The sequence below is a fragment of the Pantoea sp. BL1 genome, assembly GCF_000963985.1.
GTDB classification, from domain to species: domain Bacteria; phylum Pseudomonadota; class Gammaproteobacteria; order Enterobacterales; family Enterobacteriaceae; genus Pantoea; species Pantoea rwandensis_B.
Genome location: NZ_JZRH01000006.1, coordinates 40699 through 55086, shown reverse-complemented (window position 1 = coordinate 55086; position 14388 = coordinate 40699). Strand labels below are relative to the sequence as shown.

Sequence of the window (14388 nt, the reverse complement as noted above, 5' to 3'; positions counted from 1 at the left end):
GAGTCACCGCTATGAGAGTTGTTGGTTTGGCTTGCTGGTAGTACCGCCGCCGTCGCCATTTTCAGGATGAGTGTGGCCGTTATAGGTGACGCGAACCTTCTGCACAGTGCCGTAAGCGCCGTTGTTATCGCTAATGTCTTTCACAACAATGAGGTTGTTATCCATCGTCACATCACCGCCTGTAAAGTGGTGCGCTGGCGCGTCGTAAGTCATCTTCAGTTTGGCACTCAGAAGTACCTCACCGGTGTTCAGAAACTTCAGCAACGATCCGCTCTTATGGACGAGCCAGAACTCCCCAGAAGGCGGCCCCGGGCAGCGGTCTTCATCGTTGTAGAACTGCCCCGCCGCCATCCCGGCCCCCATCAGACCGGAATCAAATTCAACTTCAACCTCGGCCCCAATCATTGGACCGGCCGCCAGACCCCATCCATTGCCGACCCACGGGGAGCTAAGTTGAATCCATCCTGTTTCCTCGCCTGTTGGCTGCAACTGAACCTTGACCGCATAACTGTCCGGGTCGTAAGCAGTGATAATTCCCTGCCGCGTGCCGCTGTCCCCCGCGCTGGTTTGCTGAGCATTGGCCGCCATGGCATTCAGTAACGTTCTCATTGTGTCACCTCCAGCGCCGGGCTGTGGTTCTTGCCGGTAACGCTCATCGTGTATCCGTTTTCCCAGCTCAGTGAGCGCCGTACGCTGTCACACCAGTAAAGCTGATCGAACGGGCTCTGCGTTCCTTCAATCCTAACCAGCGTCTGCGGCGTCAGGAGGTTGTCTCCGGCCGTCGACCCGCTAAACTTCATCTCATGCTGCACAACGTTGCGATAAATGGTCTGTGCCAGTGCATAAGCTGATTCTGGTGAGAGGCCATTGCGGATCACGCGGTAAACCTGTGTTTTCGCCGTGGCGTTACCGGGCGTGGTGCCTTTCGCGGCCTTCGGATAGGAAGCAACGAACTGCTTATTCTTGCGCTTCGCATTCCAGCTGAGCACCTCAACCGTAACGCCCTTGGAAATAGTCAGCGCGCGTGAAAATGACAGGTCGTCAGAGGTGTTACATTGCGGATAAGCCAGCACACCGGGCGGCTGCCAGCGGATGACGTAGTAATCAGCTTTGGCGGCGTCTTTGATTGGCTCAAAATGCAGCTTGTCATCATCGACATATACCGAAAAGTTCTCAATGCCTGCCAGTGTGGTGATCAAATCCCATTCCGTTTGCTCGCCGGTCAGGTGCGCGTTGTCGATTTGGTAAAACTCACCAAACCGTTGCGCGGTGGCGGTGACAACTGGCGTCAGGCTGTGGCGCTGCGCCAGCATTGTGGCAATCTGTGAGCTGGTGTAGTTTTTGAAGCTTTCTCCGGCCGACTTGGCATCAATCAGCAGCGCAGTGAAGTCACGGCCATCAGCCGAAATCTCAAAGCGGGCCGGATCGTAATGCCAGTTGTCGATGTTGCCGGTGATGAGCTTCTTCTCATCTGTGCCAGATTGCGTGATGATCGACACATACAGCTCAACCTTGACCGTTGTCTGCGTGGCCCACCAATTGAGCATCTGCATGCTGGCCGGTAACGCAGAAACAGCCAGCGTCAGGTCAAAGGTAGATGCGCCACGAAACGAGTTGCTCTCCACGCTGAAAGCGACAAACGGGACTTCAGTGCCATTTAAACGACAACGCCCGCTGATATGGCGGGCGCTGGATTCGACTATCGGGTTATTTACGTCCATGGCTAACTCGTTGGGTTGGCTGGAATCGTCAGCGTATTAATGCCGCTCAGTTGTGGGTCAGTCAGGTCATTAGCCGATGCAATGCTGCTCCAGAGAGAAGCGTCGCCGTACTGATCCGATGCCACCTGATAAAGGTTTCCGCCGGACAGGGTTACCGTCCGCACGCCGTCCGCTGTCTGGCCAGAATTCACGTTTTTAATCAGGCGCCCTAACACGTTCTGAAGGCTGTAAAGCGCCGGTATGCGCGTGCTCTGATCTGCCTGGCTGAGCAGATTACTCACGGTAGTCGATATCGGATTGCCAGGAACCAGCCCGCCCAGGGTAGTTATCTGGCTGGCAGCCGACTCAAGCTGGCTGATTTGCTGCTGCACAATGGTCTGTGCGGCGATAATCGGCCTGACCACTGCCTGCACCTGCTCAACCGTTGCGTGCGCAAAGTCAGTAACCTCTTTAACGGCGCTCTGCACCGTGGTGACCGCGCTGGTGACTGTCGACACGTCAATGATGTCAGAGAGGCCAAGAGCCTGCCCGATATCACTGTCGAGAAGCCCCTGCAGCGCACCGGTCAGCGCATCCACCTTCAGCGGCGAAGCATTGTTGGCGACAATGGCCACCTCAATACTGTATGGCCTGCGGTAGATGAACTCATAAACCGGTGCGAAAGAGGTGATCACCACCGTGAAGCGGTAATCATCCAGCGTCAGGGTTAACTTCTCTCCTGCGTCGCGCATTCGCTCAAGTGCTTTAACACGATCGCCAGATTCGGAGCCGGTAATAACACCTGACCACGTCAGCGGGTCATATTCCACACCAAGTACGTCAATGACGCGCTTGCCCCCGACCATCTGATGCAGAACCGTCTTTTGCCGACCGGGCAGTGCCAGGCGCTCAGGGACTTCGAAATCAAGAAACTCGAAATCCCCAAGCACAAGGCGTGTTGTGGTCGGATCTAACCCCTGCGCGAAGTTATTCAGGGCGCTTGTAAACGACATGGATACTCCGTTATTGAGTTGAGGCTTTACTCACCTGACCTGGATAAACCATCAGCATGGATGAGTCGAAGGCGCTGGTAGAGGCTGGGGCTTTGGTGGCCTGCTTGCTCATGCCGCTTACCACAGTAGCCACAAGAACCTGACGACCTTCATGCGTCATCATCAGATTGACCGGCTGATTTGCAGCATTACCAGAGACAGGTGGGATAGCCGGGTACTTACCGGTTTTGCGGTATGTCTGTTCACGGGAGCGCTGATTGTCGAAATCAGCCTGAGTTGGTGACCACGGTTTGTAAGCGCCACCGTTATCCCCGGCGTTCTGCCGCCCCAGCCGCATAATTTCAGCGTTTTCCTGAGTCTGTGAGGCAGTGCTTGTTGGATACAGAGCCGCAGCAATTACAGCAGTAATCAACGCAGGCAAGCCACCAAGCGCAGTTGCCAGACCAGTCAATCCGGTAGTAGCGGTGCGACCTATTAACAGGTCGATACCCCAGCCAGCGAGTTTAAGCGGCGATATCAAAGCGCCAGCGGCGTGTTTAATGATCCAGAATCCACCACTCACCGCAACCAGGCCGGTTACAGCGAGCGCAGCCTGTCCAACAAACTTGGCCAGTTCAGGATTGCGATGCGCAATTTCCGTCATGCGCTGCATGGTCGTTGTCAGACCATCCAGGCCTTTGGTGAAGGTGTCCAGTAACCCACCATCCTTACCCATAACCAGTTGCAGGTTTTCCCATTTCTTCTGGAAGTCGACAACCTTGCCGTTATAAGTGCCACCAACTGCGCCATAGGCATCATTTAGGCCTCGAGCCATACCATACGACTCAATGGAGTGATGGATTGTTGCCAGCTGCTTATCGATGAGGTTAAACATCTTGCCGCCAGTACGACCAAATATCAGGGCGTTCTCACGCTGGATCTGATCTTCGGTGTAGTTGTTCTTACGATAGATGGGGAGAATCATCTTCTCGTAGTAATCAACCGGCGACTGACTGAACAACTGCGAGTTAATCAGCGGATTCCCAAGGAAGCGCTTCACTCCGCCCATGCTATTCAGTTCGATTTTGCTGCGATCCCAAACGCCCATCTTCATCAGGTCATGAGTGACCTGATTCGGAAGCTTTACGATACCGTTCAGGCGGTTGTATGAAGTCATCAAAGCATCACCAGCAGAGCTACCTTTCAGTTCGCCAATGATCGGCTCAAGCTCAGCAAAAAGCGCTTTGTTGCTAAGGTTGAACGCTGAAGTACCCGCTTTAGCCATGAACTGACGATATTGGGTGAAATCGACGTTACCGCCTGAAGATTGGATCGCTTTGAAACCGGCATCCATTAATTCATTAAAGCGCTGTGGGCTTTTTAGGCCGCCTGCGGTCTCCACAAAACGCAGCATGTCCATTTGCTTGGCTGTCGTCATCTCCTTAGCGTGCTCATCAAGTCCCTGAGAGGCGAAGTTGATGCGCGCCAGAACCGGAGCCGCCATTTTTGCAGCTCTTAGCTGCTCATTGAGCGTTGCTGCGCCAGATTCACGAAATACACCCTGCGCTTCAGTAAAATACTTCAGCATGTCAGTAGTGGATGTACCGAGGATTTTGGTGGTCTGTGCGAAATTCTCCGCATCCCGCTTAGCTGCCTCGCCCATGCCGTACTGATTGAATTTCTCCGTCATAGTCTGGTACTTGGCAGCTTCATCAACGAAACCATCCAGCAGTTTGAATCCGAAGTACCCGGTCGCAAGGTTGGTCATGCCATCAGAGTGCGAACTTCTGCCGAAGTTTCGCCCATTACCAGCACCACCGCCAGCCCCGCCACCACCACCCCATCCACCGGGAGGTACGCCGTTGTTCCAGCCATTCCAGCCCGCACCCCGACCAGATGGAGAGGGTAACGCCAGCACACCGCCCGCATTGCCAAAACCACCGCCACCACCACCTCTTGCTGCCGCTGCTCCAGCAGCCATAGCGGGCAATGCTAATGCCGCACCATAACCACCTGCTAACACTGGTAGGTTTTTGGTTGCATTGCTGGCGCGAGCCGCATGGTCAGCAGCAGACCGCATGGCGCTGGCGTATTCGCTGGCCCCGCGAGATGCACCTGAAAACTGGTTGCTCAGAGCGCTATTTAGAGATCGGATGGCTGAACTGGCTTCCTTAGCTGCGCTGGTGACGGCCTTAATGCTCTTCGCCATCTCGACGAACTTCTTATTCAGCTCGATAGCATCACGGCTAACCTGCATCATGTTGCGGGTGATCTGGTCATCGAGCGCGAGGCGCACGGCTACGCGGTAAGCCTGAACATCCATAGACACCTCGTTTAAGGGCATAAAAAAACCCAGCCGGAGCTGGGTTCAATGATTATTCTTTGCCTACTTGTCCGGGACACATTCACCGAATACGTATCCTTCTTTTTGGTTACGAAGGACGTAGGAATTTTTCAGTTTCACAAAGAGAAGATTATTTTGTTTTGCTGCAAGCACGGTTTCGCCATCTTCAGATTTCACTGGCTGAAGCTCAGGGCTTGTAATCTTGTTTTTGCCATCTGTCGAAAATGTGAAGGTAGTGCCGGTATCTAACACTGCGGCATTACGGCTAAGAATCTCAACTGTTGGATCGGCATCACCATTTTCGAGATTATGGGTCAGGCTGCATTTAAACATTTGAGCGGCTGATGCAGGTAGGGAGCAGGCTAAGAGAAATAATATTAAAAGGCCTTTCATCATACACCTTGGATTTTAAATGAAAGTGAAAGCCTAGCACGTGAATAGCGCAATTAGATGCAAATTGATCAATACGCCTTGAACCCTCTCGATATCGCCCGCCCAATCGACTCCATCAACGGGTCAATCTTACGGACATACGCAGGCCCAATGAACGGACGCGGCGGTATGTGCTCAGTTCCTGCTTCCTGCCAATAGCCAATCTCGCTTTTGGTTCCAACGATTGCGGCAAGGCCTATAACCTCGCTCTCAATCGAGCTTTTAAGCTCTCCAGAGCGTAATAGCGGATCATCTTCCGAGTAGCCAGAGCGCACGCGGTCGGCTTTGGTGGATTCTGCCAGCGGCGACCAAGCTTCAAACGGACCAACCGCAGGCTGATACACGCCGATCTCTTCTTTCGCTGTTTCCTCAATCTCTTTCACGATGATGTGGAAACCAATCTCGATTTCTGCAGCAATTTTGGCGGAGGCGAACGACATTTCCCGCGCGAACATATCCAGATCCATCAGCTAGCCTCCTCCCATGTCTTGGTGTTCCAGTTGTACCTGCCACCCTCGAACTCGCGCATGACAACCCCCATGGCTATGCGTTCATGGGGCATCAGGTCCATCAGTTCGGGGAAAATAACGCTGAAAGGAACCCCGGATTTCATCAGCCAGCACTGGTTAACGAATTCGGGGTTCTGCGCTAGTTTTTTGCGGCGGCTTCCGTTGCGTCATCATCCTCTTTGGATTTCTCGCGCAGCCAGGATGAAGCAGCTTTCAGGCCGTGCTTACCAAGAATGGCCAGCATGGTTTCGACCTGCTTCGGGTTATGCGGAACCGGATAATCGTCACCATCGATTTCCGCAACGGCAGCGACCGGGAATGCATACAGGTTCATGTACATCACGTTCATCGCCATTTCCGGGCCTACTGCTACGGTCAGGCGTGATTCCTGCACCGGGTCGAGTTCGCGCATGGTGATCAGGCGACCTTTAGCATCCTTCACCTGGTTGGATTTAACTTCTACTGCCACCGCTGCCGGCTGATCATTTTCGTGCACTGTTACCTTTGCCATTTCTTATCCTTAGTTAACTTTTTTACGGCGGTTGGCGGTGAATGACAGCGTCTGGCTGACGGTCTTCTCACCCTGTTTGTTTCCGGCATCGGTCAGATGGAATGACACGCCTTCATAGCGGTAAACGCTGATGGTGCCGTTCGATTCTGTGATGCTCTCGGTGATGGTTCCGCGCTGCTGATCGATACCGTTGAAGTAGTTGTCTTCCCACTGCGCCCAGAAGTCATCCAGCGTGCCATCCATGCGCTCAGCAGTGATGGTACCGTTCCAGCCGGTAGGGATTTGCAACTCATCAGTCACGCCATTTAGCGGGGTGATTTTCTGGTTGGAAACCTGCGGCTTAGCGTCGAAGGTCATGATTTTCGGGATGCGCAGCTTCCCGGTTGGCGTGGTGATATCAACAGCGACATCGCGGCCTACTGTATAGCCCAGTTGAGGCATGGTGTTTCTCCAAAAGAAAGCCCCGCATTAAGCGAGGCCTGAATGGTTAGCTGGATGGGTTGTTGGATACCGCGATTGTGACGCTGCCGCCGCCTTCCAGATTCACAAGGAAGTAGCGCACCACGTTCAGATACTTGACCTGCACATCCGCCACCATGTAGCCAAGCGCAACCTGTGAATCAGAGTTATTCGACGAATCCAGTTTCACAGAGAATGCCGGGCCGCCGTTGGGGTCACCAATCATCTTCTGATCTTCAAGATTTGAAAGGAACGCCTCAATGGTGCTCTTTGTCTCACGTCGCAGTTCGGCCGTCTGGTTCTGACCCACTACATCACCAAAGCTTGCCGCAATGGTCAGCGACAGGAAGTTGGTCATGCGGGTGTAGGTATCATCGTTCTGGCTCTGAACTGAGCTGCAGTTGCGGCCCGAACGCATGCCGAAGTAATTCCCACCCGGACAGGGGTTGGTGATCACATCCAGTCGCGCTGAGTTGATTGCACCAATCTCAGACGTCGAGTAAGGCTGATTGGCTAACTGGCGCTGGGTGGCAATGATGTTGCTGATGCGCTTATTCAGGGTGGAGATATGCGGTGAACGGGCGGCAATATTGGCTGCCTCGAACGTGGCCGGGGCAATCATACGGTTCACACCGTTGACCGTGTCTTTCCAGTATCCCCAGTCACCCACGATTGCTTTGAAATGCCAGTCATCCACACCCGCGTTATTCAGCAGGGTGCTCAGCGCTGAGTACGTGGTACCCGATGCGCCCTGGCTGATCGCAAATGAACCTTCGGCAGTTGCGAACGTTGTCATGGTCGGCCATGCGCTGCTGTCCGTCAGGTCGACAAGGTTCATCACCTGCGAGTTAGTGCCGCGCAGCGCATACATCCCCTTGCGGGTAGTGCTGGTGCCGTCAGTGCCGAGCAGAGTGGAGTCAGTGATGGTTGTCACGCCATCGGTACCGCCCGCCATGGTGTAGGTTTTGGTCACATCAGGCAGTGCGGTGCTGGTGCCCACGTTAGCAACAGCCAGTTGACTGGCTCCGCGAACGCTGGTCTGTCCGTTGTTGACCGCGCTGACGATGTTCTGCCAGAGGGAAAGGCCCGTGCCGGTGATATTATCGAAAATCTCAGCGCTCTGGCCCGGCAGGTTAATCGTCAGTTTATACGAGTTAACAGCGGTACCGGCGGTGATAGCCGCCTGCAGCGTGTTGCCGCGCGTGCCGGTGTAAACTGCTGTGAGGGTCAGGCCTGTAGCGGGGGTGCTGGCCACATCCTTCAGCGCAACACTTGCGGCGACATCTGTACCGTCAGTAACGCGCACGCAGTGCAGATTAGACGCGCCAAGCTGCAGCGAAATAGCCACGGCTGTAGCCAGATCGTATTTGCGCACCTGAGGCGAACCCAGATAAAGCGCCTGGTCGGTGTCGGAACCAATCAGAAACGCGCTGTTTACCGGTCCCCAGCTGCCAATGCCTACAAGGCCGAGGCCATCAGTTGCCACACCATTGATGTAGCGTGTTTTCGGTGCAATCACCTGTACGTACAAATCAGGTGCTGAGAGCGCAGAGGTGTTAAGACTGCCTGCTTGATAAACCGGCATGTTCTTCTCCAATAAAAAACCCGCCATCGTGGGCGGGTCTGGTTGGGACTGAGGTGAATTACGCGGCGCGTTTAATCACGTAGACAGCCTGATCGCCACCAAGGATTTCTTTGATGGTGGTGACATCTGTAATTTCTTCGCCAATTTGGTAATCAGCGAAGGCAATGCGAACAACGAGGATATATCCCAGCGTTTCAGCTTTTGCGGCAGCGGTAGTAGCCGCCGTGGTAGTTGCCGCCGCTGCGGTGCTTGCGGTCTGCGCGCTGTCGGTATCAGCCATGGTTTACTCCAGAATGGTTTTGATCGGGTTGCCTGAGGCGTCAGTGACGTGCATAACGGGAGCGACGATCTGCGGCGCGGCAATAGTTTGGGTGGTGGCATAGTTGACTGTGTAAATCAGGTCTCGCCGGTAAATCAGGTAGTTTTCGCTGGCGTCGGTATCAAACTGCCGGGTGTAAAACAGCATTGAAGGAGCACCGTCACCCAGCGAGATATTACTGTTTTCAGACAGCATAGCGTCAACAGCAGATGCAATTAGCACCCGCATGGCCGGTGTGGGTGCCCAGATGGTTATCTGGAAATCCTTTGCCTGCCTGCGAAGCTCGCGCATCGCCGTACCAATGCCGCCAGTCCGGGCGACAACAGAGCCACCACTCGCCAGCGTGATGACGGCTCCACTGCTGGTTGCACCAGGTATCTGGTTAGCCATAGCCGTGGCAACTGTCGCCAGCGTGTCGCCGCTCTGCACGGGGTAGTGATATCCGGTACCGTCAATCAGGAAATACACGTTTGTTGGCACTGAAACAGAGCCAGACAGCATGATATTGAGCCCGTCGACGGTGGCTATCATTGGCGGATCGCCCTTCTCGATAACCCTGAACGGCCTGCCCAGCTCGCTACCAATCTTCCTTTCAGACGGCAGCGCCCAAATGGATATGTGCGCGCCACTGGCGTTGATATCCTCCTGGAGTACATTAGGCACCGGCCAGCCCGGGTAAATCTTCACGACTGAGCCGGAAATACTCGGTGATGATGTGCCGTTCGGATACACCGTTGAAGCGATCATCCCGGCAATCGTGTTGCTTACGTCAGATGAGTCAGCCATATCACACCAGTGCCTGCATTGCGGTTATGCGCCAGCCCATATCAGTGAGTTCAGCGCTGGAAATGACGTAACGGCGGCCAATGTCGTCGGTGATGATGTCGCTGGTACGCAAAACGATGTCCCCGAATGCCGGAAACAGGATTGCGTACCACGGCGTTTTGGCATCCGCGGGCAGATTGACGGGGCTTTTCTCCCCTTTCGTACCCTGCAGGATGCTGGCAGGCCAGCCAGACATTATCGCGACTTCATTTGCTGCAGTCGTGCCGCCATATCCCTGTACTCCACCGCCACCAGGTGCCTGTGACGTTCTCAGCACTTTGATAGTGCGATTGGTCTGCACGCAGTAAATCGGCAGCGTGGTCTGCATAGCGGCCACGAAGAAAGTGCCATCTTCCGGCGACACCAGAAAATCACCCGGTTCAAACTCGCGCCCGTCGAACACGCCCAGCCAGGTAGCCTGACCGTATTTGTTCGGTGCGCTGTAGGTGAAATTCGTGGTGAAAGAAGCTGGCAGCGTCTGTAGAGATGCCGTTTCGAGAGGATTGAATGCGCTGGCTGCCCGATACTGCTGGGTGCTATACCCGATACGCTTCGCTGCCTTACCGTAGCCGATGTAAACCTTCTCTCTCAGCTTTGCAGCATCCATTTCAGCACCTGACTATCTGTGTGGTCCCGTTACCAAGCGCAGGCCCGGGCGCGATGCCAATGAAGCCGCACAACTCACGACGCCACTGATTGAATAGCCGCGTGCGGTCGCGCACTTCATTGGTGTTTCGCTTCCAGACTGCAGCCTGATCCGTATCGAGGTTGTCACCTGCGCCGGTAATAGCCGATTCGAGCGTCTTTAGCGTGGTGACATAGTTCACCACCACGGCCTCTTCCTCAGCGCTTAAAGTTTCAAGGCGGTGATAAAGCGTCTGCCAGGCACCTGAGGACACCCAGCCGTAAGCCATATCGCTGGTATCCGTGGCAGGAATATCACCCTGCATCGGATAGCCCATGAATCGGCGCACATCCACAAGTTGACTGGCGGTCAGCATTATTCAGCCTCTTCCTGTTTTACCGCCCAGCCACCTGAGTAGTAGTTTTTCACTTCTTCAGGATGCACCTGAGCGGTGTGCGGTGCCGGATGAACTTCCGGATCACGCACCATCGTTACAAACGCAACGGATGAGGCGTTTTGCACATCAGTGCCAGCCCCGGCGTTATTGCCGGTTGTGACATCACTGCCATCAGAAATAACTTCAGGCGTGTTGTCTTCGGTTCCGTCAGCTTTTTTAGCCATGTTTATCTCCGGATTGCAGCCGCCGGTCTCCCGGCGGGTCTAGGATTAGCCCAGCAGAAGTGCGGTATGCTCAGGCTTGATGTTGGCGCAGCCCCACGCAGCGGCAATTTCGTAATGCACGCGCTTGTACTGGCGGTACATCGACACTTCGAACGCCATGCCGGTGCGCGGATCGGTGATGGTGATGCGGTCATCGGCCATATCACCTTCCTGCGGCAACGCCGGAGCGCGGGTTGCCAGCAGAATCGCTGAGCGGCTGAACGCGAAGTTGGCGGTAAAGCTGGCCGCCAGCGTAACAGTTGCACCAGTCGCTACATTCTCTCGCAGGCCCGGCGCGCCGATAGCCAGAGAACCACCTGACAGGACGCTGGTCACCACGTACTTGTAGTTGCCGATAGTGATGATATCGCCAGCCAGAATGGTGCCTGTGCCAGTCTGTACGGGGATGATAGTAGTGCCCACGGTCAGCGCGCCGTTGGTTACATAGCTTGCGCCGGTGCCCGGAGCGTGAGTGACCACACCCGCGGATTCACGCACTTTGAAGCCGTGAAGCTCCAGCAGCGTACCCTGAGCGCGCAGCTCGTCGGTGCCTGCTTCGTTCGCCTTGGTCAGCTGGGCCAGCGTACGCAGGTTAGCGCCCGCCGTGGTGTCGATAACACACTGCAGTTCGCTCAGCGGTGCGCCGTTATCAGACAGGATTTTGCGGACCTGCGCGGTGTCGCTCAGGTTGGTCGCAAATGGCGTGGTGCCAGCAGTACCGGCGGCGCGGGATGAATTAAGCGCCAGTTTACCCAGGTCTGATTCCATCTCGTTGACCAGCGTACGCATTGCCTGCGCAATCTGGTTGCGACGGATATTGGCGTAGCCCGGCCCGTTGTTAACGCCCTTCTGCTCTTCACCCGTCCACTGGAACGGCACCATGCGGGACTTCTGAATGGTGAATGGCGTGTTACCGATGTTCTGGTCACCGGTATTTGGTGGCAGCTGACCGGGAACGACATCCTGCGCAGCAGCGGCAGGAGCGATCGGGATGCGGATTGCTTCACCCACCGCTGCACGTTCTGCAGATGGGTCCAGCGTGACAGCAGGGATGAAACCGGTCAGTTCGCGGGAAACGATATCGCGCGCCGCAAACAGATCGGGGATAAGGCCGGTGAGGTTGTTAGCCATTCAAGTTTTTCCTGTTAATCAGTAATAGTGACACCGGCACCGATTTGGCTGCTCTGGTCCTGAGGACTGAGCGACTCAAACTGCGCACGGCTGATAGTTTTGCCACCCGCACCACCATTGCCGCCACTGGAGCCGCCGCCTGATGCGCCGGTGCCTTTGAGGATTTGGTCTTTATACGGGTAATGTTCGACGAGGATGCCCAGCGCTTCATCGAAACCAGCCGGTTCACCGGGGTTGCTGGCGCTGAAAATCTTGTTGCCTGCTTTGTCGTAGGCGATGACACTGTCACCTTCAAGTTTGAAGCTTGAACCGAAGCGTGATTCCACCATGTCGGCCGGAATGTTCAGCTTGTCGGCGATGAACTTCGAACGTGCGAAGCTGCCACCCACTTTTTCGGCAATCAGGCGACCGCTGAGATCGTCGCGCTCTTTAACGATGGGCGCGTACTTCTCTTCAACTGCCTTGATCGCTTCTGCTCGCACCTTGTCGACTTCGCCGGCATCCACCAGTTTTTTGTCGTCGAGGTTTTTGATGACTTCCAGCGCCTTGATAGCCGCCTTCGGATCGGCAATACCTTCAAACGTTTTCAGGGAGGTCTCTGCCGCTTCAGCACGCTCACGATGAGATTTGGCCTCACCGTTCAGGCGTGAAATTGACTGGAGGGTGCCTGGAGCGTCAAAAGCAATTTCTTTGCCGTCATCGTTCACGTAGACAGGTTTGCCATCGGATACGACCACATGGCCGTTTTCGTCGAGTTTCAGTTTCATAGCGGGTTATCCAACCTTATCGGTGAGCCATCCGGCCCGTTTCGCCGTTCCGCATCCGCAGATTTCGGCAATAAAAAAAGCCCATGCGCGAGCATGAGCCTGTGTCTTTGCGGCTGGTAATCAGCCGGTCAGTGTTGTCTTGGTTTCACCCGGGCGAGGTGCCTGTTTCGAGATGCGAGCCTGCTCATCTGCCCAGTTCAGTTCGATATCTATCAGCCCACGACGCTGCATCTCGTTAAACAGCGTCTCACTGGAGAGCGCGTTAGCGACATTCATATCCATGAGCAGTGCTGCTGATGCCTCGGCAAGCGTGGCAGCGCCGAAGTCACGGAAGATGGTGACCGAGCCGCCGTCTTTCTCCTTAATCCACTCTGCCGCATATTGCAGGGCCAGATTAGCCGCATCAGTGAGGTCGCCCACGATGCGCTGCAATGCGCAGGTGCCTGCCTCATTGTCAGCAACAGTCTGTGCGACCGTCTGGCGTCCCGGCTTGATGACGAGTAACTCAGCGCCAATTTGACGCATCAGGTCTTCGAGGTCGCGAAGATCAGTCCGACCAGCTTCAATTGCCTTGCCGGTGTGCTCAACATATTTGAGGTCGGCATCATCCTCATCGGAAACGATGGCGTTTGCAGCGCCTACCGTAATCGGCGCATCACCAAGCTTACGACCGAAGAGGATCGGCACGCGGGCAACATGCAAGATAGTCTGCTGATCGCTGCGTGACTGCCAGTGTTCGATATTGAGGAAAGCAAGCTGTGCCAGCGGCGGGCGGGATTGCATAAAACCGCGCTTGTCGCCGTAAACCGGAACGAACGTAATTTTCTTCAGGCTGGTTACGCCCTCTTGATGCAGTTGCCACTCCATGGCATTTGACGCATTGAGCTTCTGGCGATAAATGCGCCACCGGCCCGGATTGAGCACACGAACCTGCTCAATCTCCTTTACGACAAACTCATTTTCCGGATCGCGCTCACTCACCGGCTCGACAAAGCGGAGCATGGTAAAGGTCTCGCGCCCGTCGATACGCTTTGAGTCGAAGTCGAGCAGGCTGTTTGCCCCAATCTTTGCAAAGTAAGGGCGCAGGCCGCGCCTTTTTTCCTCGGCTACCGAAAGGTTGCCTTCGGTTGGCGGGTGTTCAACCAGAATGCCGCAGATGCCGTTAGCCATTACCTCTTCACAGATATCAGCCAGGAATGAATGCAGGTTGGTACCCTGCTGATCGATATCCGGGAACATCTGCTGAATACGTTCAGGCACCTTTTTCTCATCCCACGAAACCGGGCGTGAAAACGGCTTGCCGCTCAACACTTCGACGGTGCGTGAGAAAGCCGGAAACAGCGTGGCCGTAGAGAGGCGGTTCTTATAAAAGCCCTCGTCCTCATTGGGCCACTTTGGCAGATACATTTTGCCCGCATCGCGCATGGCTGAGGTGCCGCCCAGCAGAGCGGCGATCATCGGCCAGCAACCGGCGATGGCCTCGATTTTTGCGGACCGCTTGCGAACGTCATTGCTCATGTTGTTATCCG

At 55.1% G+C, this 14388-nt stretch carries 17 protein-coding genes; all 17 read right to left on the bottom strand.

The annotated features are described in order from the left end of the window. Positions 1 to 9 precede the first annotated feature (9 nt). The 17 genes from VH86_RS04105 to VH86_RS04025 all read right to left on the bottom strand — a co-directional run bounded on the left by VH86_RS04105 (position 10) and on the right by VH86_RS04025 (position 14377). Positions 10 to 609 (bottom strand): phage baseplate assembly protein V, encoded by a 600-nt coding sequence (locus VH86_RS04105; protein WP_045831994.1) that lies wholly within the window; start codon positions 607 to 609, stop codon positions 10 to 12. Continuing rightward, complete coding sequence (locus tag VH86_RS04100) at positions 606 to 1721, bottom strand: phage late control D family protein (protein ID WP_045831993.1); 1116 nt, start codon at positions 1719 to 1721, stop codon at positions 606 to 608. Before VH86_RS04100 ends, VH86_RS04105 begins: the two co-directional genes overlap by 4 nt. A 2-nt stretch (positions 1722 to 1723) precedes the next feature. Then, the gene (locus tag VH86_RS04095; RefSeq protein WP_045831992.1) at positions 1724 to 2713 is read right to left on the bottom strand and encodes a hypothetical protein; all 990 of its coding nucleotides are present in this window, start codon (positions 2711 to 2713) and stop codon (positions 1724 to 1726) included. Positions 2714 to 2723: 10 nt separating this feature from the next. Continuing rightward, complete coding sequence (locus VH86_RS04090) at positions 2724 to 4952, bottom strand: hypothetical protein (RefSeq protein ID WP_231647101.1); 2229 nt, start codon at positions 4950 to 4952, stop codon at positions 2724 to 2726. 126 nt (positions 4953 to 5078) lie between these two features. After that, a complete protein-coding gene (locus tag VH86_RS04085) occupies positions 5079 to 5432 on the bottom strand; it encodes a hypothetical protein (protein WP_072050572.1) in 354 nt (117 codons plus the stop codon). Between the two features lie 65 nt (positions 5433 to 5497). Continuing rightward, positions 5498 to 5935, bottom strand: coding sequence for a hypothetical protein (locus tag VH86_RS04080; protein ID WP_052696534.1), 438 nt, complete (start codon positions 5933 to 5935; stop codon positions 5498 to 5500). A gap of 181 nt (positions 5936 to 6116) precedes the next feature. After that, positions 6117 to 6488, bottom strand: coding sequence for a hypothetical protein (locus VH86_RS04075; protein WP_045831990.1), 372 nt, complete (start codon positions 6486 to 6488; stop codon positions 6117 to 6119). Between the two features lie 9 nt (positions 6489 to 6497). Continuing rightward, a complete protein-coding gene (locus tag VH86_RS04070; RefSeq protein WP_045831989.1) occupies positions 6498 to 6929 on the bottom strand; it encodes a hypothetical protein in 432 nt (143 codons plus the stop codon). A 46-nt stretch (positions 6930 to 6975) separates the two neighbouring features. Continuing rightward, a complete protein-coding gene (locus VH86_RS04065; RefSeq protein ID WP_045831988.1) occupies positions 6976 to 8532 on the bottom strand; it encodes a tail protein in 1557 nt (518 codons plus the stop codon). A gap of 58 nt (positions 8533 to 8590) precedes the next feature. Further along, positions 8591 to 8812, bottom strand: a complete 222-nt coding sequence (locus tag VH86_RS04060; RefSeq protein ID WP_045831987.1) for a hypothetical protein — start codon at positions 8810 to 8812, stop codon at positions 8591 to 8593. 3 nt (positions 8813 to 8815) lie between these two features. After that, a complete protein-coding gene (locus VH86_RS04055; protein WP_045831986.1) occupies positions 8816 to 9637 on the bottom strand; it encodes a hypothetical protein in 822 nt (273 codons plus the stop codon). Between the two features lies 1 nt (position 9638). Next, entirely contained in the window at positions 9639 to 10283 is a 645-nt protein-coding gene (locus VH86_RS04050) for a hypothetical protein (RefSeq protein ID WP_045831985.1), read from the bottom strand. A gap of 1 nt (position 10284) precedes the next feature. Further along, the gene (locus tag VH86_RS04045; RefSeq protein ID WP_045831984.1) at positions 10285 to 10677 is read right to left on the bottom strand and encodes a hypothetical protein; all 393 of its coding nucleotides are present in this window, start codon (positions 10675 to 10677) and stop codon (positions 10285 to 10287) included. Further along, positions 10677 to 10922 carry a hypothetical protein gene (locus VH86_RS04040; protein WP_045831983.1) on the bottom strand — a complete coding sequence of 82 codons (246 nt, stop codon included), beginning with the start codon at positions 10920 to 10922 and terminating at the stop codon, positions 10677 to 10679. Before VH86_RS04040 ends, VH86_RS04045 begins: the two co-directional genes overlap by 1 nt. 45 nt (positions 10923 to 10967) lie before the next feature. After that, positions 10968 to 12092, bottom strand: coding sequence for a P22 phage major capsid protein family protein (locus tag VH86_RS04035; protein WP_045831982.1), 1125 nt, complete (start codon positions 12090 to 12092; stop codon positions 10968 to 10970). Between the two features lie 14 nt (positions 12093 to 12106). Beyond that, the gene (locus VH86_RS04030; RefSeq protein ID WP_045831981.1) at positions 12107 to 12859 is read right to left on the bottom strand and encodes a DUF6651 domain-containing protein; all 753 of its coding nucleotides are present in this window, start codon (positions 12857 to 12859) and stop codon (positions 12107 to 12109) included. Between the two features lie 120 nt (positions 12860 to 12979). Beyond that, the gene (locus VH86_RS04025; protein WP_045831980.1) at positions 12980 to 14377 is read right to left on the bottom strand and encodes a DUF4055 domain-containing protein; all 1398 of its coding nucleotides are present in this window, start codon (positions 14375 to 14377) and stop codon (positions 12980 to 12982) included. Between the last annotated feature and the right edge of the window lie 11 nt (positions 14378 to 14388).

Bases quoted from the DNA above. Each gene is read 5' to 3' on its own strand.
- VH86_RS04105 (WP_045831994.1), bottom strand. From the start codon at position 609: ATGAGAACGTTACTGAATGCCATGGCGGCCAATGCTCAGCAAACCAGC.
- VH86_RS04100 (WP_045831993.1), bottom strand. From the start codon at position 1,721: ATGGACGTAAATAACCCGATAGTCGAATCCAGCGCCCGCCATATCAGC.
- VH86_RS04095 (WP_045831992.1), bottom strand. From the start codon at position 2,713: ATGTCGTTTACAAGCGCCCTGAATAACTTCGCGCAGGGGTTAGATCCG.
- VH86_RS04090 (WP_231647101.1), bottom strand. From the start codon at position 4,952: ATGATGCAGGTTAGCCGTGATGCTATCGAGCTGAATAAGAAGTTCGTC.
- VH86_RS04085 (WP_072050572.1), bottom strand. From the start codon at position 5,432: ATGATGAAAGGCCTTTTAATATTATTTCTCTTAGCCTGCTCCCTACCT.
- VH86_RS04080 (WP_052696534.1), bottom strand. From the start codon at position 5,935: ATGGATCTGGATATGTTCGCGCGGGAAATGTCGTTCGCCTCCGCCAAA.
- VH86_RS04075 (WP_045831990.1), bottom strand. From the start codon at position 6,488: ATGGCAAAGGTAACAGTGCACGAAAATGATCAGCCGGCAGCGGTGGCA.
- VH86_RS04070 (WP_045831989.1), bottom strand. From the start codon at position 6,929: ATGCCTCAACTGGGCTATACAGTAGGCCGCGATGTCGCTGTTGATATC.
- VH86_RS04065 (WP_045831988.1), bottom strand. From the start codon at position 8,532: ATGCCGGTTTATCAAGCAGGCAGTCTTAACACCTCTGCGCTCTCAGCA.
- VH86_RS04060 (WP_045831987.1), bottom strand. From the start codon at position 8,812: ATGGCTGATACCGACAGCGCGCAGACCGCAAGCACCGCAGCGGCGGCA.
- VH86_RS04055 (WP_045831986.1), bottom strand. From the start codon at position 9,637: ATGGCTGACTCATCTGACGTAAGCAACACGATTGCCGGGATGATCGCT.
- VH86_RS04050 (WP_045831985.1), bottom strand. From the start codon at position 10,283: ATGGATGCTGCAAAGCTGAGAGAGAAGGTTTACATCGGCTACGGTAAG.
- VH86_RS04045 (WP_045831984.1), bottom strand. From the start codon at position 10,677: ATGCTGACCGCCAGTCAACTTGTGGATGTGCGCCGATTCATGGGCTAT.
- VH86_RS04040 (WP_045831983.1), bottom strand. From the start codon at position 10,922: ATGGCTAAAAAAGCTGACGGAACCGAAGACAACACGCCTGAAGTTATT.
- VH86_RS04035 (WP_045831982.1), bottom strand. From the start codon at position 12,092: ATGGCTAACAACCTCACCGGCCTTATCCCCGATCTGTTTGCGGCGCGC.
- VH86_RS04030 (WP_045831981.1), bottom strand. From the start codon at position 12,859: ATGAAACTGAAACTCGACGAAAACGGCCATGTGGTCGTATCCGATGGC.
- VH86_RS04025 (WP_045831980.1), bottom strand. From the start codon at position 14,377: ATGAGCAATGACGTTCGCAAGCGGTCCGCAAAAATCGAGGCCATCGCC.